The sequence below is a fragment of the Pantoea sp. MQR6 genome (assembly GCF_022761075.1).
In the GTDB taxonomy this organism is placed as follows: Bacteria; Pseudomonadota; Gammaproteobacteria; order Enterobacterales; family Enterobacteriaceae; genus Pantoea; species Pantoea phytostimulans.
In genome coordinates, this window is sequence record NZ_JAKYXB010000001.1 from 1 (window position 1) to 21713 (window position 21713).

Sequence of the window (21713 nt, forward strand, 5' to 3'; positions counted from 1 at the left end):
CTAAATACCGCCGGCTCAGCGGCCGGCAAGCCAGCCGGCGATAAAGTCAGCCACCCGGTCAGGCCGGCTGATGTTCAGAACGGGGACGTGAAGCGCCGGGCAGCCATCGCCGGCCACGGCAATAACGTGCCCGCCGGTTAAGGCCTCAGCGCTTTCCTCAGTACCCGCCCGCCATAAAGTGATTTCTGGTACCTATTTGTTTTTAAATCACTCAATATAGCCAGCTCTCAACAACAATTTATACAGGTATTCCCTGTAAAAATTGCATGTGTTACAAGCAAATAATCGGTCCAGTCACAAATCGCAATATCAGAGTTGATCCACTTCCCGTTTGCCCTTAACAAATGCTTTACTCAATCCTTTAACGCTGCTTATCAGCAAGGAAAAGAGGCAAGGCATGACAGATATCATCAAAAACCAAAGCGACGAAAGCTCGCATCCTGATTCAACAAAAAAACGCATTTGGGCCATCATAGGTGCGTCATCGGGCAACTTAGTTGAGTGGTTTGATTTCTATGTGTATTCATTTTTCTCACTCTACTTCGCACATATTTTCTTTCCGGCAGGCGATACCACAACGCAGTTGCTGCAAACAGCCGGCGTATTTGCCGCGGGTTTTTTAATGCGACCCATTGGGGGATGGTTATTTGGTTATATTGGAGATCGCCATGGCCGAAAGAAATCAATGCTGATCTCCGTATGCATGATGTGTTTTGGATCACTGGTCATTGCATGTTTGCCTGGCTATGAAAGCATCGGGGTTGCTGCACCCATTATTTTGTTACTGGCACGTATGTTTCAGGGCTTATCAGTAGGAGGCGAATACGGTACTAGCGCAACCTATATGAGTGAAGTCGCGCTTGAAGGACGTAAAGGATTCTACGCTTCTTTTCAATATGTCACCCTGATTGGTGGCCAATTAACGGCAGTGTTGACGGTGGTCATATTGCAGTTCACCCTCAGCGACGAGGAACTGCGTAACTGGGGATGGCGTATCCCGTTTTTCCTTGGTGCAGCACTGGCTATTGTGGCGTTATGGCTGCGTCGATCTCTGGAAGAAACTTCGGACAAGAAAAGCCGTGAACATGAAGATGCAGGCAGCGTTCGTGGATTGCTGCGTAATCATACGCGTGCTTTTTTAATGGTTTTAGGTTTTACAGCCGGCGGTTCACTCAGCTTTTATACCTTCACAACCTATATGCAGAAGTATTTAGTTAATACAGCAGGTATGGATGCTAAAACAGCGAGCGGATTGATGACTGGCGCATTGCTGTTCTTCATGTTGTTGCAACCCGCCATTGGGGCATTGTCAGATAAGATTGGTCGACGTGGATCGATGATGATCTTCGGGGTGGGTGCAGCTATCTGTACTGTTCCAATCCTGACTCTGCTGCAAAATGTACAAAGTCCATGGATCGCTTTTCTACTGATTATGCTTGCCTTACTCATCACCAGCTTTTATACCGCGATCAGTGGCATCTTGAAGGCTGAGATGTTTCCGCCGCAGGTGCGAGCATTAGGTGTGGGTTTATCTTACGCGGTTGCGAATGCAATTTTTGGAGGATCGGCAGAATACATTGCCTTGTTGATGAAGCAACAGGGAATTGAAACGACCTTCTTCTGGTACGTTTCGGCAATGGGCGCGCTGGCATTTTTAGTCTCACTAATGCTGCACAAACGTGGCAAGGGCATCAAGCTTTAATGGCTCAAATTCCACAAAGCGATGCCGCTAGACGCTCCGGCAACATCCCAGGCTAAATCTTTCCAACTCCAGCCGCTGCCATCGTGGCGGCTGTCAAACCACTCTTTCCCGACGCCAAAACTCAGAGAAAACATCATTCCTATCGTGCTGCTTTGACGCGTGGATAGGTGCTGATGATCGCCATATTCGCTGCCAGCCGCTGCCAAAGCCGCTGAAGCAAAGAAATGCTCTGCTTTATCCTTGCCTGTCCAGCGATCTTCCGCGACGTGAGCACAACCGCTACAGAGCACAGCAGCAAACAGTAAAATACGGGTGGGTTTTCCTGAAAAGCCCACGCCGATTATAGAATGCGACTGATCAAACGGTCGATACGGATACGACGCAGGCGGCGGATAAGTTTGCGAACCTTTGCAGGGTAATCGGCAATACTTTCCAGCTCGCGATAATGTTTCACCACAGTCGTATGCTGACGAATCAACGTTAACTCTTTTTCACGTTGCTCCGTAAGCTGTTGCAGCGGATCGTGAATCAATACTGCATTTTCAAGATCGAGTCGCCATGCACGCGGATTAAGGTTATTACCGGTAATCAGCTGCCATTCATCGTCGACCCATATCCCTTTCAGGTGATAGCTGTTTTCGCCATCTTTCCACAATCGCGCAACTAGCTGATCGTTATCCACATAATACTGTAAGCGACTCAGGAAGCGGCGAAGATTAATTTCATAGAGATAAGGTAGAGCGCCGATAATTTTAAACGGCTGATCTTCAGGAATATAGAAATCATTAGCAGTTTTATCGCCAACAATAATCTCAACCTTCTTACCCTGGCGCAGTAAGTGGATGATGTTTCTGACCAAAATTGCGGGCATATTAAAGTAAGGGGTGCAAATTACCAGTTTTTGCTCCGCGCAAGGCATCAAATGAAAGATGGTCTTGTTCAGTAAGCTGCGTTTGCCCAATCCCACTAGCGGCGTTACCGTCAGCTCTTCATTATGTCCGTTACCTTCAAACTGATAATTAAAACCGCGCAGATCCTGACGGAACTGGCGAGTTTCATTTTTAATTTCCGGGCTTGAAGGGCGTTCAGCAAAATCCAGCCGATTTACTGCTTCTGCCTGCTTTAGGTTGATATTCATCCATTCAAACATGGTATCAGCCAGCACTGGATTTCGGATTATCTGATAGCGGTCATAACGGTATTTATCATGCTGATGCAGATAGACGTCGTTCAGGCTGGCACCGCTATAAAGCAGCGTATCATCAATGATGAAGCCCTTAAGATGCAGTACACCGAGCGCTTCACGCGTATTTACCGGAATGCCGTAAACGGGAATAGCGATATCCGCATGCTGCGTCGCCATCTCGCAATACCAGTCAGCGTTGGTCAGGCCGCGAGCGGCGCCAATACGTCCACGCTGCGCACGATGCCAGTCAACCAGAATGCTGATATCCAAATGCGGGCGCGCTTGTTTCGCCGCATAGAGTGCATTCATGATAGCGCGACCGCCATCATCATTTTCCAGGTAAAGCGCAACGATGCAAATGCGGGATTGCGCTGCCGCGATCTTCTCCAGCAGCGTCTGACGAAATTCGGCAGGCGAGTAAAGTGTCGACACATCCGCAACGGATTGTGACAGTTTCGGCAGCTGTGCGAGGTGTTGTTGGTGTTTATTACGTTTAAATTTAGACAACATCACAGTGCACTTCTTCTCTGTTCATTGCATGGCCTTTTGCCATCAAATCAGGGTCATAACGATAAATAATAACATCAACGACGCCGATCGGGGCGATTTTTACCTTTCTCTACAAGGTTAGTTGATATCATCCTGCAGCGACAATTTAAGACTGACAATACCGTCATCCAATTGAATATCAACATGAAAGTTGAGTTTTCGCGCCAAAGTAATCATGCCGCGATTATGGGGCATGGTGATACCGTTCAATTGTTGCAGACCGTGATCGCGGGTATAGCGAATCATCTTTTCCAGTAAACGTCGTCCCATGCCAAGGCCTTTCAAATCAGAGCGCACGAGCACCGAAAACTCCGCATCGACATTATCTGCATCAGAAATGGCCCGCGTCACGCCAATAATTTCTGGCTGCCCCTGATGCTGTCGGAGGGCAATAATCGCCATTTCACGGTCATAATCAATCTGCGTCATATTGGCGAGATCGTCATGAGTAAATTCATTGATCTCACTAAAATAGCGATAATAGAGATCTTCTTTAGTGACCTGTCCAATAAAATCGCGTAGCAGCGGCTCATCCTCAGGCAAAATAGGCCGGAACAGGCAATATTGACCATCTTTTAATTCAACCTGTTCTTCAAGATGCTGAGGATAAGGACGAATGGCCAAGCGCGCTTCATTGTCACCGCTGAAAGGGGCAAGGTTCAGCGTTACGTCGAGCAGGGTAAAGTCATTGCCAGACACCAGCAGCGGATGGATGTCGAGCCGCTGAATCTCCAGGCAATCCACGACAAGGTTAGATACCTGAACCAGCAATTGACTCAAGCCAGCAATATCAAGCGGGTTCAACGCGCTACGGCTGCGAATTTTGCCACTTTTAATCGCCTGAATCACCAAGTAACGCGCCAGCGTCATGTTCAGCGGTGGCAGCGCAACGGCAGCTTGTTTATCGGCTTGCCACTCAACGCCACCTTCTCCCAACATGATAATGGGGCCAAACAGGGCGTCATGCTCAACAACCACACGCAGTTCTTGTGCTCCCGCGCGATTCGCCATGCTTTGCACTAATAAACCTTCGATACGTGCCTGGGGCAAAGTGTGTTTAACGCGATCAAAAATCGCGTCTGCCGCACCTTGCACCTCTACAGCGTTACGCAAATAAAGCATCACGCCTTGTACATCTGATTTATGCGCGATATCTGGCGAACGTAGCTTAAGCGCTACCGGATAACCAATCTGCTCTGCAATGGCCACCGCCGCCGCGCTGTCGCTGGCGATCCATGTAGGTAATGTCGCTAAACCGTATGCGTCTAAGACGGGTTGAACTTCATGCGTATCAAGCGAGGTAATGCCTTTTTCCAACGCTTGAGACAGTAACTGATGTGCCTGCGCGCTATCTTGCGTCAGGCTGGTGGGCAGGGCTGGCGTTTCACGTAACTGCTTTTGATTACGGCGATATTCCACCTGATGCATAAATGCCGTCACCGTACCTTCAGGCGTACGCCAGGTTGGGATCCCTGCTTGGGTAAAAGCACGCCGTGCAGCCTGCGATGAAAACTCACCGCTCCAGTTGGTCAGCAGCGTAACCAGCTTGCCACGCGGATGCTGAGAAATTGCGTTGATCAACTGCTCTGCTGATTCCGTAGCAGGCGCAACGGCGCTAGGTGCATGGATTATCATCAATGCATCAAGATCATGGCTATTCAGTAGAATATTGATGCAGGCAACGTAGCGCTCTGGCGTAGCATCGTCTTTTAAATCCAGTGGATTACCGTAGCCGGTCCCTTCTGGTAATACGTCGGCGAGCTGCTGTAGTGTCTCTGCATTCAGCGTCGATAACTTGCCGTTACGCGCATAAAGTTCATCAAGCGCCAGCGCGGCCGGCGCAGCGCCGTTGCTAACAATCATTAAACGCTCGCCGCGCAGTGGACGCATATGACTCAATGATTCCACGGCTGTGAAGAGTTCATGTGTGTCCTGCACCCGCAGCAATCCGGCGCGTTGAATTGCAGCATCCCAGGCGGCATCCAGCCCGCTGTGGGTGCCGAGTAGCGCTTGTGCCTGCCGGCTGCGGCCACTTTTTATCACTAAAATGGGTTTGTTACGCGATGCACTGCGCGAAGCAGAGACAAAGCGTCGCGCATCACTTAGGTGTTCAAGATAGAGCAGGATGGCGCTGGTTTTGCCGTCGCGAGCGAGGAAGTCGAGCAGATCGTCAACATCGGTATCTAAACTATCGCCTAAAGCGATAAACCAGGAAAATCCCAAGTTACGCTGCTGCGCCCAGTCCAGAATAGTGTTGGAAACGGCAGCGGATTGCGAAATAAACGCGATACGGCCTTTTTCAATCGGTACTGGCGAAAAGCTGGCATTTAAACCTTGCCACGGCGCGAGCAAGCCTAAACTGTTGGGGCCGAGCAAACGGATCTGCCATCGGCTAGCACAGGCTTTAAGCTCTTCTAACTGGCTGGCAGGAGCGGAGAGAATAATGCAGGCTTTGCAGCCTTTTTCGCCGAGCTGTTGCAGTAGTTCAAAATTGCGTCGGGCGTGAGTGCAGATCACTGCAAGATCGGGTGCGAAAGGTAAACTGTCGATAGTGGGCCAGGCGAGTACGCCGCTGACCGCTTTGTATTTTGGCGTGACCGGCAGAACCGGGCCGCTAAAGCCGCCCGCCAACAGATTGCGCATCATAAAATACCCGGCACGCCCGGGCTTTACTGAAGCACCAATCACCGCAATCGATTTAGGTCGTAACAGCGCTTCCAGTCCGCGTTGGCTCATCTCGCTCTCCAGAGCTCAGGATTTGCATGATTGTAAACGCTTTTTAGCGACCCTGCCGCCCGGCAGATCGCAAGCTACAGATCTTCTTCAGATTTCTGTTGCCTGGCCAGGATGATGCGGTTTACCGGCTAAGTAGGCGGCGCGGAATTGCTCGAAATGGTTAAGTAGTGCATCGGCTGCGAATCGATCTCCTGCTTGTTCAAGCAGCGCTGCCGCCACTTCGGCGGTACAGTGTTGCCCCTCACCGTGCGCTTCACGCAGGGTATAACGCGACGGTGTGCTGACATTGAGCGACATCACCGGCAACGCATCCAGCCACGGACTTTTGCGGAACATTTTACGCGCTTCGCTCCAGGTACCATCCAGCATAATAAACAGTGGCGGTTTACCGCTCAGCGGCGGGGCAGTTAACACTTCGCGGTCAGGATCAGCATAGGCAGCAGGAAAAACCACCAGCGGTTGATACATGGGATTAGCCACGGCTTGCAGTAATAACGGATCCGGTTCGATGCGCGACCAACCAAAAGCCTGCGTTTCCGGCAGAATATCGGCAATCAAACGCCCGGTATTACTTGGTTTCATCGGTTCCGTATCAAACATCACCAGACAAAAGCGGCTGCGTGCCGTTTGTGGCTGGATTGAGGAGCAGAGGCAGAGTTTTTCTGGCAACAGGCAACCCTGACAGCGCAACACACGGTTACCGCGAGCGAGAAAAGGGCGCGTGGCGCGCGCCAGGCGTTGAGTACGCAGGCGTAATACGGCGTTATCAGACATGATTATTCGGGACAGGAAAAACGTCAGTGTAATCGAAGCGCAACAGAAAAGGAAAAGGCCAGCGTGGCTGGCCTTTGAGGATTAAAGCGATTCGTCGAGCCATTCATTAAACGGCGCTTTTGGCATTGCACCGTTAAGCATGTCAACCATTTCGCCTTTCTTAAACAGCATAATAGTAGGAATGCTGCGAATGCGGAAACGCGCGCTAAGCGCAGGTTCGGCTTCGGTGTTAACTTTAATAAAGCGCACTTGTCCGCTTCGTTCACCGGCAACATCTTTGAATACCGGCGCAAAGTTCACGCAAGGCCCGCACCAGGGGGCCCAAAAATCGACGACAACCGGCAAATCATCTTGCAGATACTTGTCTAGCGTGGCAGCAGTAGCGCTAATCACTTCGCCATTAAATAACGCGGTGCCGCAGCGACCACATGTTGCTCCATCGGCAAGTCGTTCTTGCGGAACGCGATTGGTTGCCTGGCAGGAAGCACATACCGTATTCATAGGAACCTCTGAGGTTGGAACGTGTCAGTCTGGTATTTATTGTCCATTATGAAAGGGGTAACAGAACCGCTCAATTTGGATTTCCCAATAGGTTCAATAGTTGATAGCTAAGCGCCAGCACATCAGGTAATCTTCGCGCTCTCAATGCAGGAGGAACAAATGAACGACGAATTTAAAGGCAAAAGTGGTAAGGTCAAAGTGATGTATGTGCGTGGCGAGGACGATAAAAGTGCACGTGCACCCAATCCTCGTACAGGCAAAGGTGGCCGTCCCGCTGCCCGCCAGGAAGATACTCGTCGTTCTTCTGGTCCCCGCACTGAACGTAATGAAGGCCGCTCTTCAGGTCCACGCAACGACCGTAATGAAGGTCGTTCTTCCGGTCCATATGGTGACCGCAGCGAAGCGCGTCCTTCTGGCCCTCGCAGTGACCGTAATGAAGGTCGCTCTTCAGGCCCGCGCAACGACCGCAACGAAGGTCGCTCTTCAGGTCCACGCAATGACCGTTTCGACGACAGCCGTAAACCACGCGGTGGCGGCGAAGATTCACCTTGGCGTACCATTTCCCGTCCGCCGTCTGCTTCAACTGAAGCAGCAGATGACAAACCCGATCACGGCGGCATCAGCGGTAAAAGTTTTGTCGATCCAGAACAGATTCGCCGTCAGCGTTTAGAAGAGACGCGTGTTTATGGTGAAAACGCCTGTCAGGCGCTGTTCCAGAGCCGCCCGGAAGCGATTGTACGCGCCTGGTTTGTTCAGGAAGTGACGCCGCGTTTCCGTGAAGCGCTGCGCTGGTTAGCAGCAAACCGCAAAGCCTACCATGTAGTAGAAGATGCTGAGATCACCAAAGCTTCAGGCACTGAACATCATGGCGGCGTTTGCTTCCTGATTAAAAAACGCATGGGCATGGCAGTATCAGAGTGGTTGAGCAAAGCCGATGAAAAAGATTGCATCTTAGCGTTGGAAGATGTCAGCAACCCACACAACCTCGGCGGCATTATGCGAAGCTGCGCACACTTCGGTGTGAAAGGTGTGCTGGTGAATGATGCCTCGCTGCTGGAATCGGGTGCGGCTGTTCGCACCGCAGAAGGCGGAGCAGAGCACGTGCAATCCATCAGTGCTTACTCCTTCAACGAAGGACTTGAAGCGTTCCGTAAAGCCGGTTACACCATTGTCACGACGTCAAGCCATGAAGGTACGCCATTGGCGAAGGCTAAATTGCCGGCCAAAATGGTGTTGGTATTGGGCCAGGAGCGCGAAGGCTTGTCGGACAGTGCTTTCCAGCAGGGCGACATGAGTGTGTCAATCGGCGGAACCGGTAACGTTGAAAGCCTCAACGTCTCGGTTGCGACCGGCGTATTGCTTGCTGAATGGTGGCGTCAAAACGCATAAAAAAACGGGCCGAAAGGCCCGTTTTGCTTTTTAGCGTTAGTGCGCACCGCCTCCGCCGCCACCCGCACCAAAAGGTGGACGCGCAAACCAAATCAGCACCAGCAGAATCAAAAATACGCCCGCCGATGCCCAGAAAATCTCGTTTGCCGAGATGATCAATCCCTGATTAGTAATTTGCTGCGCGATATAAGCTGACGCTTGCTGATGTGTCATGCCCATACTTTCCAACTTATCGTACATCTGCTGCGAATTAACATTATACGGCGTTACAGATTCCGACAAATAGCTGTGATGCATGGATTCGCGATCGGTCCACAGGGTAGTGGTAATCGACGTGCCAATCGAGCCCGCTAGCGTTCGGACAAAGTTCGACAGACTTGAGGCTGCCGCCAGACGATCCGGCGTCAAACCCGACAAAGTAATCGTCGTCAGCGGCATAAAGAAGCACGCTACCGCAAAGCCCTGAATAAACTGCGGCCATGCCGATGCGCCAAAATCCATGCCTGGTTCGAACGTGTAAGCACGCCAGTAAAAACAGACGGCATACATAATAAAGCTGAAGGTCACCAGACGACGCATATCCAGCTTATGGGCAAAGCGGCCAATAATTGGCGACAGGATAACCGGAATAATCCCGACCGGCGCTGACGCCAGTCCTGCCCAGGTTGCCGTGTAGCCATATACCTCCTGCAATAGCTGCGGCAGCAAAACAATCGAGCCGAAGTAGAGCATGTAAGCCAGGCTAATCGACAAACAGCCGATAGTGAAATTACGTGATTTAAACAACGACAAATCGACTATGGGATGGTCGTCAGTTAGCTCCCAAACCAGCAGCACAGCCAAGGCAATCACCGCCACAACGGCTAGCACAATGATCTCCGTTGAGCTAAACCAGTCGAGCTCTTTGCCGCGATCCAGCATCACCTGCAAACAACCAATGCCGACCACCAACAACACTAACCCGACCATATCAATAGGACGTATTTCGGTTTTGGTTTCGCGGCCACGCAAGGTTTGCAGCGTTAACATCACCACCACCGCCCCAATCGGCACGTTAATGAAGAAGATCCAACCCCAATGATAATTGTCACTGATCCAGCCACCGAGAATCGGGCCACAAATAGGGGCCACGATCACCGTCATTGCCCACAGCGACAGCGCGATACTGCGCTTCGCCGGAGGGTAATTACTCAGTAGTAAACTTTGCGACAGCGGAATCAGCGGGCCAGCAACAATGCCTTGAATCACGCGGAAGAAAATCAGCATTTCCAAGCTTTCTGACATGCCGCACGCCCAAGAGGCGATAGCAAACAGGATGGTCGCCCAGGTGAACAGCTTCACTTCACCAATGCGTTTTGCCAGCCAGCCGGTAATCGGGATCGAGATGGCATTTGCCACCCCGAACGAGGTAATGACCCATGTGCCTTGTGAGTTCGAGGCGCCGAGATTACCGGCAATAGTAGGAATAGCCACGTTAGCAATGGTCGAGTCCAGTACCTGCATGAACGTCGCCAGCGACAACGCGATGGTCATTAAGACCAGCGGCATCCCTTCAAGCGGTTTTTGTGCCATTACAGCCTCCGCATCATCATCCGGCGTTGGCGCGGACGATATCGGTGATCAGCTGATTAACCGGCATGAGGTCAATCGCCAGCGCATTACTGCTGTAAGCCGCTTGTTGGCGTACGCTGGTGGCCAGCGCACTGCCGCCCGTCACGCTGGTATCCACTTTCACCAAGGTTGAAAGGCCAATACGCAGCGGATGTTGAGCAATATCTTGCTGATTCAGCTCGATACGTACCGGCAGACGCTGAACCACTTTGATCCAGTTCCCGGTTGCGTTCTGCGCGGGCAACAGCGAAAAGGCGCTGCCGGTGCCCATATCAAGCCCCACAACTTTGCCGTGATAAACCACTTCATCGCCATAAATATCAGCGACCACGGTGGCGGGCTGGCCGATACGCACGCCTGCCAGCTGAGTCTCTTTAAAGTTGGCATCCACCCACAAATTGGTGGCAGGCACCACTGCCATTAACGGCGTGCTGGTGCTGATCTGTGAACCAACTTGCACGCTACGACGCGAAACATATCCATCCATTGGGCTACGAATATCGGTACGCTGCAACGCCAACCAGGCATCACGTAGCTCTGCGGCGCTCTGTTTTACCGCTGGCTGGTTTTCCAGCGAGGTCTGGAGAATCATCGCCTGATTCGCGTTGTATTGCTGTTCAGCGACATCGAGCTGTGCTTTGGCTGTGGCTACTGCATCACGCGAGTGTTGCAGCTCTTCACGACCAATCAGGTTAGAAGCGCCTAGCGGTTCGCGGCGCTTTAGATCGGCTTCGGCTTGCTGCAAAGCAGTTTGCTGTAGCTTGATGCTGGCTTGGTATTGTTTGCCGTTAATCATCAGCTGATGCGTTTGACGTACGCTGGTGGCTAACGCCGTTTGCGCTTTTTCAAACGCCTGTTCGGCATCAGTTTTATCCAGCGAAACCAGCACATCTCCTTTTTTAACGAAATCAGTGTCGTCGAACCACACTTTATTCACGCTACCTGAAACCTGTGCCATCACCTGCACCTGGTTACCGGCAACATAAGCGTCATCTGTTTCCTGATAGTGACGCAGCACCAAAAACCAATAAACCAGCCACGCAATACCGATCAGCACAAAGATGATCGCCAGCCCTGTTAGCACAACTTTGCGCTTTTTCTTTTTATTTCCAGGCTGTTGCGGGCTTTGTGCTTCTGCCGTTGCACTCATGTCGTTCTCCACGTTTTCCATTTAACCGGGGTGCGGGGATCCCTTCTCGCAGACGCCCGAGTCGAAAAAAGCCAGCGACTGAGCGCTGGCCTGATAAAAAGGGGATTAAAATAACGGTTTCGAAGGGTGATTGTGTCGCACTTCTTGCTATTAGCGCGACAGCGAGGCGATAAGCTGATCTTCGTCCATTTTATCTAAGCGGTTAAGCAACTTACGGGTAATCCCTTCCAGTTGTGACTTCTCATCTACCGACAAAGAAGACCACAAATATTGCAGGCTTTGATGCTGTGGCGGCAGAACCTGTCGCAGGAAGTCATTGCCTTTTTCGGTCAGATGCAGGTGCAGGCAACGGCGATCGTGTTCGCTTTCACGACGTTCAATCCAGCCGCGCTTTTCCAGCTCATCGGCAATGCGCGTAGCATTGGTGCGCGACGAGCCCAGCGCTGAGCTGAGTTCTGAGGGTTGGATGCTCTGGTTTTCTTGCGCATCCAGCGTAATCAGCGCCATAAACAAGGTTTCGTTAATTCCCTGCGCCTTGAGCATTTTGTTGCGGTTGTCTAACAGCTTTCCCTGCATGTGCATACACAGGCGCGTCAGAATGATCTCCTGCAACGGGAAATCTTTATGGCGGTTAGCACGGATGTTTAGCATCTGTTCAATGGGAGTAAACGAACTTTCCATTTAAAAAAACCTCACTAATTGCAACTAGTATAATAACTCTGGTGACAGAATAATCGTGGTCATATTTTCCGCTGGTGATTGGGAACGATCACATTGTCAACATCGGGTGATTCCAGGTCTATCCCTGACCTTGGGCGCGAAACCCGCGCCCGCTGCGCCAAACAGCGGCAGCATGCGCTATCAAAACGGTGCGAAAGCAAATAATTTCGCGAGAAAAAATAACTCTAGTGAATAGCTTTATGCCTAACAATAACAAAGCCAATCAAATGTGACCAGACACAACCAAAAGTTTGGTGGCGCTTTTACGTTTCCTAAACATTCTCAAAACGGTGTCCACGCCACCAAATCAAAAGGTTCACTAATGTCATTAAGGCACCTGCAGCACAGACGCCATACCAACCCGCAAGATGGTAAGCATTGGCCGACAAGAATGAACCGAAGGCACCCCCGATAAAATAGCTGGTCATGTAACCGGCGTTGAGGCGATTACGAGCCTCCGGCTTTTGCGCATAAATGACGCTTTGATTGGTGATGTGGACGGCTTGCACAGCCAGATCGAGCAGCAAAATGCCGATAATCAGCGCAGTAAGATAATGTGCTCCCAACGCAATAGCGGCCCACGATGCCAGCATGATCAGTAGGCCAGCGCTGGTCGTTAGTTTTGCTTTGCCTTTATCGGCTAACGCACCGGCCTGACGTGCCGCCAGTGCACCTGCCGCGCCAACCAAACCCAGCAGGCCTATCTGGCTTTCCGTAAAATTGTAAGGTGGCGAAGAGAGCAGAAATGCCATCGAAGTCCACATTACACTGAAGTTCGCGAAAGAGAGGCAACCGGTATAAGCGCGGGTGCGAATCACCCGATTTTCAGCATATAAACGGAAAATGGACCGTAACAGTTGAGGATAATTCAGCGAAACCGATTGCCTGGTTGATGGCAAAAAGCGCCACAAGGCCACGGCCATCAGCGCCATTAAGAGGCTGGCGGTCCAGTAAACGGTACGCCATCCGCCAAACTGCGTTAATAAACCTGCAACAGTTCGCGCCAGCAAAATGCCTAACAACAGGCCGCTCATTACCGTGCCAACAATTTTCCCGCGCCGATCTGGATCGGCCAACGTGGCGGCCAGTGGCACCAGAATTTGTGCGACCACCGAAAACAGGCCAGTAATCAGCGTACCGAGCAGTAACAAGGCAAACGAAGTGGAGAGGGCCGTGATCACCATGCCGCCTGCGGCCAGCAAACTCATGACAACGATCAGTCCGCGCCGCTCCAGCATGTCGCCCAGCGGAACCAGCAGCAGTAATCCGCAGGCATAGCCGAGTTGTGCGACTGTCACGATAAATCCCGCTAGATTGACTGAGAGATCAAACTGTTGAGCGATGGTATGAAGCAGAGGCTGCACATAATAATTGCTAGCAACCGACAAACCTGTAGCGACCGACATCAGCAGGACTAATGCAGGCGTTAAGCGCTGGTGGGAAGCATTCATTGAGGGGAACGGTGGGTAATAATCATAATGAGTTAATAGTAACTCAAAAAACTATTTCAATGTTGTGTTAATTAACAGGACATACCAGTGGAAAAAAGATCAAAAAAGGGCGGAAAGTTCCGCCCTTGATCGTTGTGTGGCTTTTTATTTAGCAGCAGCCTGGGCATCGGTTACCCATTTATCAAATTCAGCCTGATGGCCTTTGATCCAACCATCAACGTGACCATTGATAGCATCTTCAGAAGATTGTCCATCGTGCATAGCAGCATTTTCTGCGTTGATATCGGCCAGCGGCAGTTTCATTTCGGAGAACAGTTTCGCGGCGGCTGGGTTTTTCTCAGCCCAGGCTTTGTTTGCCACGATATGCATGGTGTTCACCGGGAAGCCGTAGTTTGAGCCATTCGGTAACTTGGTATCGACATTTTTCTGTTCACCCGGCATGGATGAAAAAGGCACCTGTAACCACACCACATCACGGCCTGGTTTTAATACATCGCTGACCCAATACGGTGTCCAGGTATAATAGAGAACCGGTTTACCCTGCTTGAAGCGCGTGATGGTGTCGGCAATCATCGCAGAGTAATTACCTTGGTTGTGCTCCACCGTATTGCTCAGGCCGAAGGCATTGATCTGATGATTAATGACCGCTTCGCAGCCCCAGCCCGGTGTGCAGCCTGTCATATCGGCTTTGCCGTCACCATTGGTATCGAAAAGCTTGGCAATTTTCGGATCTTTCAACTGCTCAATATTTGTAATGTGGTGCTGTTCAGCCGTTTTCTTGTCAATCAGGTAGCCTTGCGCGGCACCTGTAACATAAGTTCCTGCCCGATAAAATTTTGCATCGCCGCCAGCCGCTTTATACATATCATCATGCAGCGGTTTCCAGTTGGTCGCGATGAATGTGGCATCGCCCGCAGCAATGGTGGTGTAGCCAACGTTGTAATCGACTTCACTCGGTTTTTCGACGGTGTAACCCAGTTTCTCTAACGCACGGCTAACCAGCAGTGTCTGAAAAGTCTCTTCAGAAATGGTGCTTTGAACCGGTTTAACTGTAATGCCTTTGCCTGGCAGGTCGGCAGCGGAGACGTGTGAAACGGCGAAAGTCGTTAACACGGCGGCGAGCAGAGGAGCTGTCTTGCGCATAGTCATTCCTTATTTTTAGGTGTCGCTTCAAGGCTGGCGGCACAGCGTGCCGCCCGAAAAATCATTTTTTGCGGAAAGGGGATAAAAGCAGGCCAATCGGGCCAGAGTAATACCAGTGGCGATTGCCACGGCTGCGGCTATCGCGGCCCATTGATTGCGTGAGTCGGTCAAGAATAATGGCGAGGATCACGATGCCCACGCCGCCAACAGTGGCGAGGCCCATATCAAGACGACCAATACCGCGTAATACCATCTGTCCCAAGCCGCCCACGGCGATCATCGACGCGATAACCACCATTGACAGCGCCAGCATCAGTGTCTGGTTGACACCCGCCATGATGGTTGGCATCGCCAGCGGTAACTGTACTTTGAACAACATTTGACGCGGGCTGGCACCAAAAGATTCGCTCGCTTCGATCAGATCGGCAGGCACCTGTTTAATGCCAAGGATGGTCAGGCGCACAATGGGCGGCAAAGCAAAGATAATGGTCACCACGACGCCAGGCACGTTACCGATACCGAACAACATCACAATCGGCACCAGATAAACGAAGGCGGGTGTGGTTTGCATCGCATCCAGCAGCGGACGCACAATACGTCCCGCACGCTCACTGCGCGCTAACCAAATCCCCAACGGCAATCCAATAAGGATACAGAACAGCAGCGCGGTTAAGACCAGCGCCAACGTCACCATCGCTTGTGACCATGCACCAATCGCACCAATCAAAATCAGTGAAATCAGCGTAGCGATTCCCATTGCCGGCGTGGCAATTTGCCAGGCGATAAGTGCAAACAGCACAATCGCTACTGGCGCAGGCATACCCATCAGCATCTGCTGGAACGCGCTGAGAATGTAATCAATCGGTACGCGAATGCCCTGGAACAGCGGACGGAAATGGGTCACTACCCAATCAATCCCTTCAGTTACCCAATGATCGAGCGGAATCCATGTTTTATGAAACGGGTCCATCAGGTTGAAATGCTCGGGCTGCGGCGCAGGCGCGCTGTTTAACCAGTCGCTGCTGCTGGCTGCGGCATCATGCCCACCGCTGCTGCCTGAAGCACCCCATGCATCAGCGCCGCCTCCATCGCTTGGTGTTGCAGCATTGCTGCTGTCGGCAGGCGATGTTGCATTGCTTGGACTTGACCAGGGATCGCTGCTTTGATCGGCTGCTGGTGGGGGTGTTTGTGCGGGTGTGCTGGCAGCGTCCCACGGATTGCTTGCATCTTTACTCATTGCTGGGCTCCTTCACGATCTAAAGCGCGTAATAACATGCTCTTTGAAATGATACCGACGTACTGATTCTCTTCTCCGATAACCGGCACGGCGCAAGGCGCCTGAGCCACATGCGAGAGCAAATCATTCAGCGAGGTATCCGCAGGAACCGCAGCAGGAAGCGAGAGCAGGGCGCTGTCGAGGCCTTCTCCCGCCGCTAAAGCCGCTTTAAGTGAATCGGTTGAAACAACGCCGACAAATTTCTGTTTTTCCAGCACGTAGCCATATTCACGATCTTCATCCTGCAGCAATTTAATGGCGGAACGAGGACCAAAACCAGCCGCTTTGCGAATTAACGCGCCAGCGCTGCGACGAGCAATATCTTTGGCGCTGAAAACATGGCTAATATCCACGCCGCGGAAGAAGGTGCGCACATAATCATTGGCCGGATTATTGAGGATTTCATCCGGCGTTCCCACCTGAACCACTTCACCGCCTTGCATAATGGCAATGCGATCGCCAATACGCATCGCTTCATCAAGATCGTGGGAAATAAATACAATGGTACGCTGATGTTTAGCCTGTAATTTTACCAGCTCATCCTGCATCTCGGTGCGAATAAGCGGATCAAGTGCAGAGAAGGCTTCATCCATTAATAATATGTCAGGATTAATGGCTAATGCGCGGGCTAATCCAACGCGTTGACGCATACCACCAGAAAGTTCATCGGGGTAAGCATGAGCATAATTTTCCAGGCCGACCTGACGTAACGCATCTAACGCTTTTTCCTGGCGTTCAACAACATCAACACCCGCTAATTCCATGCCAAAAGCCGTATTATTTAGCACGTTCATATGTGGCATGAGCGCGAATGACTGGAATACCATGCTGATCTTATTTCTGCGCACTTCACGCAGTTCGCTGTCCGATATTTTGGCAATATCGACACCATCAATGATGACCTGGCCGCGAGTGGGCTCTATCAGACGATTGAGAAGGCGAACCATGGTCGATTTTCCTGAGCCGGATAACCCCATGATGACGAATATCTCGCCTTCTTCAATGGCCAGACTGGCATTTTTAACCCCGAGAGATAAACCGGTTTTCTCGAGAATAACGTCCTTTCCTTCTCCCTTTTCTATGTATTTAAAGGCGCGTTCTGGATTATCGCCAAATATCTTATAGAGATTTTTTACTTCGAGTTTAATTGCCATGCAGTAATACAATCCTGGTTAAATTTTTTAATATCAAACTGCTTTCCCGATGAAATTTAAGCAGGCCATACCGTAGCATACTCAGATTATCTGACAACCCTGAGTCAGATATTGGCGCGCCCTGAAAGCGTGTCAATGGCGAATATTCCTAGTGCCTGTAAGGGATGCGGCTGAATTATTTTTTTTGAAATCGCAAAGCGAATTTAATCCTGTTTCGGCCTGTTTGGTTGTGAAAGCGGCTAAAAGAGAGGCCGTATTGCAGCAGAGTGGGCGGTGAAATGATGATTTAATTGAACGGATATATTAAAAAAAATAGAGTGGGATTTTGCGAATGAATGCGGGGTGTAATGCAGAATTATTCGGGCCTAAAATGGCCCGATTGGGGAAATTAGAAGTTCCAGTCTTCGTCTTCGGTTTCTACCGCTTTTCCCATTACGTACGAAGAACCTGAACCCGAGAAAAAGTCGTGGTTTTCGTCTGCGTTAGGTGAAAGTGCAGAAAGAATTGCTGGGTTAACCGTGGTCAACTCCGCCGGGAATAACGCTTCATAGCCAAGGTTCATCAACGCCTTGTTGGCGTTGTAATGCAGGAAGGTTTTGACTTCATCAGCCCAGCCCACATCGGCATACAGCGCGTCGGTGTAGGCTACCTCATTTTCATACAACGCCAGTAGCAGATCGTAAGCAAACTGTTGCAGCTCTTCGCGGCGGCCTTCATCGACCTTTTCTAAAGCTTTTTGGAACTTATAACCGATGTAATAACCGTGTACGGCTTCATCACGAATGATCAGGCGAATCAAATCGGCGGTATTGGTGAGTTTGCCGCGGCTCGACCAATACATTGGCAGCCAGAAACCGGAGTAGAAAAGAAATGATTCCAGAAACACGCTGGCGATTTTCTTCTTTAGCGGATCATCGGCACGATAATGTTCAAGGATGATACGCGCCTTGTTTTGCAGCGGTTCATTCTGTTCGCTCCACGCGTAAGCGGCATCCACATCATTGGTATTGCATAACGTCGAAAAAATGGAGCTGTAGGAGCGTGCATGTACCGCTTCCATAAAGCTGATGTTCGACAGTACCGCCTCTTCATGCGGCGTTATCGCATCATCCATTAGCCCTGGCGCACCTATCACGTTTTGAATGGTGTCGAGTAGCGTCAGGCCAGTAAACACCCGGATCGTCAGCTGCTGCTGCTGCTTATCCAGCGACTGCCAGGCGGGCAGGTCGTTGGACAGTGGCACTTTTTCTGGCAGCCAAAAGTTACTGGTCAGGCGGTTCCACACCTCAAGATCTTTATCGTCCTGAATGCGGTTCCAGTTAATCGCTTGAATTTGTTTTAGTTTCATAATTTTCAGTTCAATAGTTTTCATCACAACGCGCAAGAAACGCAGCCTTGAACCTCTGTGCCTTGAAGCGCCATTTGACGAAGTCGTATGTAATACAGCGTCTTGATGCCTTTCTTCCACGCATAGATCTGGGCTTTATTGATGTCGCGCGTGGTGACGTCATCGCGGAAAAACAGCGTCAATGACAAGCCTTGGTCAACATGTTGCGTCGCTTCAGCGTAAGTATCGATAATCGCTTCCGGGCCAATCTGATAAGCGTCCTGATACAGTTCGAGATTGTCATTAGTCATAAATGGAGCGGGGTAATAAACACGGCCCGTTTTGCCCTCTTTACGAATCTCGATGCGCGACACGATAGGGTGAATGCTGGAGGTCGCATGGTTGATGTATGAAATCGAACCGGTTGGCGGAATCGCCTGCAGGTTTTGATTGTACAAACCGTGTTTCATAACTGCGTCACGTAGCGCCAGCCAATCGGTATGCGTCGGTAACGTCAAGCCAGCCTCTGCAAACAGCTGTGTCACGCGTTCGGTACGCGGCAACCATTCGCGCTGCAAATATTTATCAAAGTAGCTACCATCGGCGTATTTCGACGCGGTAAAACCCTCAAACGTTTGCTGATGCTCTTCCGCCAAATGGTTTGAGGTACGCAGCGCATAATAGGTTACGCAATAGAAGTAGAGATTGGTGAAATCCAACGCTTCAGGTGAACCGTAGGCGATGCCTTCACGCGCCAGATAACCGTGCAGATTCATCTGCCCTAAACCAATGGCATGTGATCGACGATTCCCTTCGGCGACCGAAGGCACCGAATCGATCTGGCTCATCATCGACACCGACGTCAGCGCGCGCACGGCGACATCCACTGTGCGTGCCAAATCGTTGGAATCCATCGCATGCGCAATGTTCAATGAACCGAGATTGCAGGAGATATCTTTACCGATGCGGCGATAACCGAGATCGTCATTGAATTCGCTGGCGCTGTTGACCTGCAAAATCTCAGAACAGAGATTGCTCATGTTGATGCGACCGGCAATTGGGTTGCTGCGGTTTACGCTGTCTTCAAACATGATGTAGGGATAACCCGATTCAAACTGGATTTCAGCCAGCGTCTGGAAGAAGTCGCGGGGTTGAATATAGGTTTTACGGATGCGATCGTCCGCCAACATTTCGTCATACTTCTCACTGATGCTGATATCACCAAATGCCTGGCCATAAATGCGCTCAACGTCATACGGTGAAAACAGTGCCATCGGGCGGTTTTCTTTCGCCAGTTGGAAAGTGATATCGGGGATAACGACACCAAGCGACAAGGTTTTAATGCGGATCTTTTCATCGGCATTTTCACGTTTTGTATCAAGGAAACGGAAAATGTCGGGATGGTGCGCGTTGAGCCAAACTGCGCCTGCGCCCTGACGCGCACCCAGCTGGTTAGCATAAGAAAACGCATCTTCAAGCATTTTCATCACCGGAATCACGCCGGAAGATTGGTTTTCAATACGCTTGATTGGGGCACCCGCTTCACGCAGGTTGGACAACAGAAAAGCCACGCCGCCGCCGCGCTTCGAAAGTTGCAGCGCAGAGTTCACCGCCCGGCCAATCGACTCCATATTGTCTTCAATACGCAGCAGGAAACAGGAAACCAGTTCGCCGCGCTGTTGTTTGCCACAGTTTAGAAACGTCGGTGTTGCAGGTTGAAAACGGCCGCTGAGGATCTCTTCCAGCAGCGCACGCGCCAGCACTTCATCACCCTGCGCCAGCGTCAGCGCCACCATGCAAGCACGCTGTTCAAAGGTTTCCAGATAGCGTTTGCCATCGAAGCTTTTCAACGTGTAGCTGGTGTAATACTTCCAGGCGCCGAGAAAAGTTTTGAACTCAAAACCCCAGGCATCGGCTTCGTCGTGGATAGCACACAAGAAAGTGAAATCGTATTGATTAAGCACATCTGCTTCGTAGTAACCTTCCGCCACCAGGTAGCGCAAACGCTCAGCGGCCGAATCAAAGGCGAGCGTGTTAGGTTGAACGTGCTGCAGGAAAAACTGGCGCGTCGCTTCATGATCTTTGTCGAACTGGATACGGCCATCGGCATCGTACAAGTTCAGCATGGCATTGAGCGAATGATAATCCAGCGTCAGATTATTGAGGGTGTCTGTTGTTGCCAAAATTGGGTTACTCCCGCTTTTACATTAGCGATATCTTCGGGGGTTCCCATCAATTCAAATCGGTAGAGACGGGGAACCTGGCATTTCTTCGCAATGATGTCGCCCGCAAGGCAATATCCTTCGCCGAAGTTGCGGTTACCGGCAGCAATGACGCCGCGAATACCGCGTCGGTTAGCTTCATCATTGAGAAACTGAATGACCTGCCTGGGTACAGCGCCACGGCTGCTCCCGCCGCCATAGCTGGGCACCACCAGAATATAAGGCTGGTCGATGTGCAACTGTTGTTTCGCGTCAAGCGGAATGCGGCGGGCGGGCAAGCCCAGTCGGGTCACGAATCGATGGGTGTTTTCCGACTGGCTGGAAAAATAGACCAGTGGGAACATGACGTTATCCGCCGATAGCGGCAAGCTGACGGAGGCTGGCGATTTTATCGGGACGGAAACCGCTCCAGTGATCGTTATCCGCCATAACCACTGGAACCTGGCGATAACCCAGCGATTTTAGGTTGTCGATAGCCTCGGGTTGGCTATCGAGATTGATCAACTGATAATCGATGCCGTTACGATCCATGGCATTTTTAGTGGCATTACACTGGACACAATTGTTTTTGGTGTAAATAATAATGCGCATGATTCGTATTCCTCTCTGTAAAGGGTTCAGGTCGCGAGATACGAAGCAAATACCGTTTGCTGTGGGCTTCGTCCTTGCTGACATCTTGTGTCGTGCTGATGAGCTAAATACTAGATGTAGTGTTTGTGGAGATCAAGCGCACTATATATAGGGATTTGAGATTTGCACTGCCAGAAAGCGGCTAACGCCAGTTGCCATGCGCCTTCCGCATTTGAAAAATTATTTTGTAAA

General features: G+C 50.9%; 18 protein-coding genes. 2 read left to right on the forward strand and 16 right to left on the reverse strand.

Going from position 1 to position 21713, the window contains the following annotated elements; all coding sequences use genetic code 11:
- Positions 1–397: 397 nt before the first annotated feature.
- Positions 398–1702 carry an MFS family transporter gene (locus MUG06_RS00005; protein WP_243077359.1) on the forward strand — a complete coding sequence of 435 codons (1305 nt, stop codon included), beginning with the start codon at positions 398–400 and terminating at the stop codon, positions 1700–1702.
- Here MUG06_RS00005 and MUG06_RS00010 read toward each other — a convergent pair.
- The 5 genes from MUG06_RS00010 to trxC form a co-directional block, all read right to left on the reverse strand.
- Positions 1699–2037: a YfiM family lipoprotein gene (locus tag MUG06_RS00010; protein ID WP_243077360.1), complete on the reverse strand. Its 339-nt coding sequence runs from the start codon at positions 2035–2037 to the stop codon at positions 1699–1701. The genes MUG06_RS00005 and MUG06_RS00010 overlap by 4 nt on opposite strands.
- A gap of 5 nt (positions 2038–2042) precedes the next feature.
- Positions 2043–3398, reverse strand: a complete 1356-nt coding sequence (gene pssA / locus MUG06_RS00015) for a CDP-diacylglycerol--serine O-phosphatidyltransferase (RefSeq protein WP_215848227.1) — start codon at positions 3396–3398, stop codon at positions 2043–2045.
- A gap of 117 nt (positions 3399–3515) precedes the next feature.
- Positions 3516–6173: a bifunctional acetate--CoA ligase family protein/GNAT family N-acetyltransferase gene (locus MUG06_RS00025; protein WP_243077361.1), complete on the reverse strand. Its 2658-nt coding sequence runs from the start codon at positions 6171–6173 to the stop codon at positions 3516–3518.
- A gap of 87 nt (positions 6174–6260) precedes the next feature.
- Positions 6261–6947 (reverse strand): tRNA-uridine aminocarboxypropyltransferase, encoded by a 687-nt coding sequence (locus MUG06_RS00030; protein WP_243077362.1) that lies wholly within the window; start codon positions 6945–6947, stop codon positions 6261–6263.
- A gap of 81 nt (positions 6948–7028) precedes the next feature.
- On the reverse strand, positions 7029–7448 hold the full coding sequence (gene trxC, locus MUG06_RS00035; protein WP_215845799.1) for a thioredoxin TrxC: 420 nt from the start codon (positions 7446–7448) through the stop codon (positions 7029–7031).
- Positions 7449–7607: 159 nt separating this feature from the next.
- Here trxC and MUG06_RS00040 point away from each other — a divergent pair, with 159 nt between their 5' ends.
- A complete protein-coding gene (locus MUG06_RS00040) occupies positions 7608–8837 on the forward strand; it encodes a tRNA/rRNA methyltransferase (RefSeq protein ID WP_243077363.1) in 1230 nt (409 codons plus the stop codon).
- A gap of 36 nt (positions 8838–8873) precedes the next feature.
- Here the strand turns inward: MUG06_RS00040 and emrB are convergent, their stop codons facing one another.
- The 11 genes from emrB to MUG06_RS00095 all read right to left on the reverse strand — a co-directional run bounded on the left by emrB (position 8874) and on the right by MUG06_RS00095 (position 21482).
- On the reverse strand, positions 8874–10409 hold the full coding sequence (emrB, locus tag MUG06_RS00045; protein WP_215845801.1) for a multidrug efflux MFS transporter permease subunit EmrB: 1536 nt from the start codon (positions 10407–10409) through the stop codon (positions 8874–8876).
- Positions 10410–10425: 16 nt separating this feature from the next.
- Entirely contained in the window at positions 10426–11598 is a 1173-nt protein-coding gene (gene emrA, locus MUG06_RS00050; protein WP_215845802.1) for a multidrug efflux MFS transporter periplasmic adaptor subunit EmrA, read from the reverse strand.
- 150 nt (positions 11599–11748) lie between these two features.
- Entirely contained in the window at positions 11749–12279 is a 531-nt protein-coding gene (gene mprA, locus MUG06_RS00055; RefSeq protein WP_215845803.1) for a transcriptional repressor MprA, read from the reverse strand.
- A 311-nt stretch (positions 12280–12590) separates the two neighbouring features.
- Positions 12591–13769 carry an MFS transporter gene (locus MUG06_RS00060; protein ID WP_243077364.1) on the reverse strand — a complete coding sequence of 393 codons (1179 nt, stop codon included), beginning with the start codon at positions 13767–13769 and terminating at the stop codon, positions 12591–12593.
- Between the two features lie 144 nt (positions 13770–13913).
- The gene (gene proX, locus MUG06_RS00065) at positions 13914–14912 is read right to left on the reverse strand and encodes a glycine betaine/L-proline ABC transporter substrate-binding protein ProX (protein WP_215845805.1); all 999 of its coding nucleotides are present in this window, start codon (positions 14910–14912) and stop codon (positions 13914–13916) included.
- Positions 14913–14973: 61 nt separating this feature from the next.
- On the reverse strand, positions 14974–16149 hold the full coding sequence (gene proW / locus MUG06_RS00070; RefSeq protein WP_215845806.1) for a glycine betaine/L-proline ABC transporter permease ProW: 1176 nt from the start codon (positions 16147–16149) through the stop codon (positions 14974–14976).
- Positions 16146–17342: a glycine betaine/L-proline ABC transporter ATP-binding protein ProV gene (proV, locus tag MUG06_RS00075; RefSeq protein ID WP_215845807.1), complete on the reverse strand. Its 1197-nt coding sequence runs from the start codon at positions 17340–17342 to the stop codon at positions 16146–16148. Before proV ends, proW begins: the two co-directional genes overlap by 4 nt.
- Before the next feature lie 388 nt (positions 17343–17730).
- Positions 17731–18690 (reverse strand): class 1b ribonucleoside-diphosphate reductase subunit beta, encoded by a 960-nt coding sequence (gene nrdF / locus MUG06_RS00080; RefSeq protein ID WP_215845808.1) that lies wholly within the window; start codon positions 18688–18690, stop codon positions 17731–17733.
- Between the two features lie 23 nt (positions 18691–18713).
- Positions 18714–20852 carry a class 1b ribonucleoside-diphosphate reductase subunit alpha gene (gene nrdE / locus MUG06_RS00085; protein ID WP_243077365.1) on the reverse strand — a complete coding sequence of 713 codons (2139 nt, stop codon included), beginning with the start codon at positions 20850–20852 and terminating at the stop codon, positions 18714–18716.
- The gene (nrdI, locus tag MUG06_RS00090) at positions 20822–21235 is read right to left on the reverse strand and encodes a class Ib ribonucleoside-diphosphate reductase assembly flavoprotein NrdI (protein WP_243077366.1); all 414 of its coding nucleotides are present in this window, start codon (positions 21233–21235) and stop codon (positions 20822–20824) included. The genes nrdE and nrdI overlap by 31 nt, the downstream gene beginning before the upstream one ends.
- A 4-nt stretch (positions 21236–21239) precedes the next feature.
- On the reverse strand, positions 21240–21482 hold the full coding sequence (locus tag MUG06_RS00095) for a redoxin NrdH (RefSeq protein ID WP_243077367.1): 243 nt from the start codon (positions 21480–21482) through the stop codon (positions 21240–21242).
- Positions 21483–21713 lie beyond the last annotated feature (231 nt).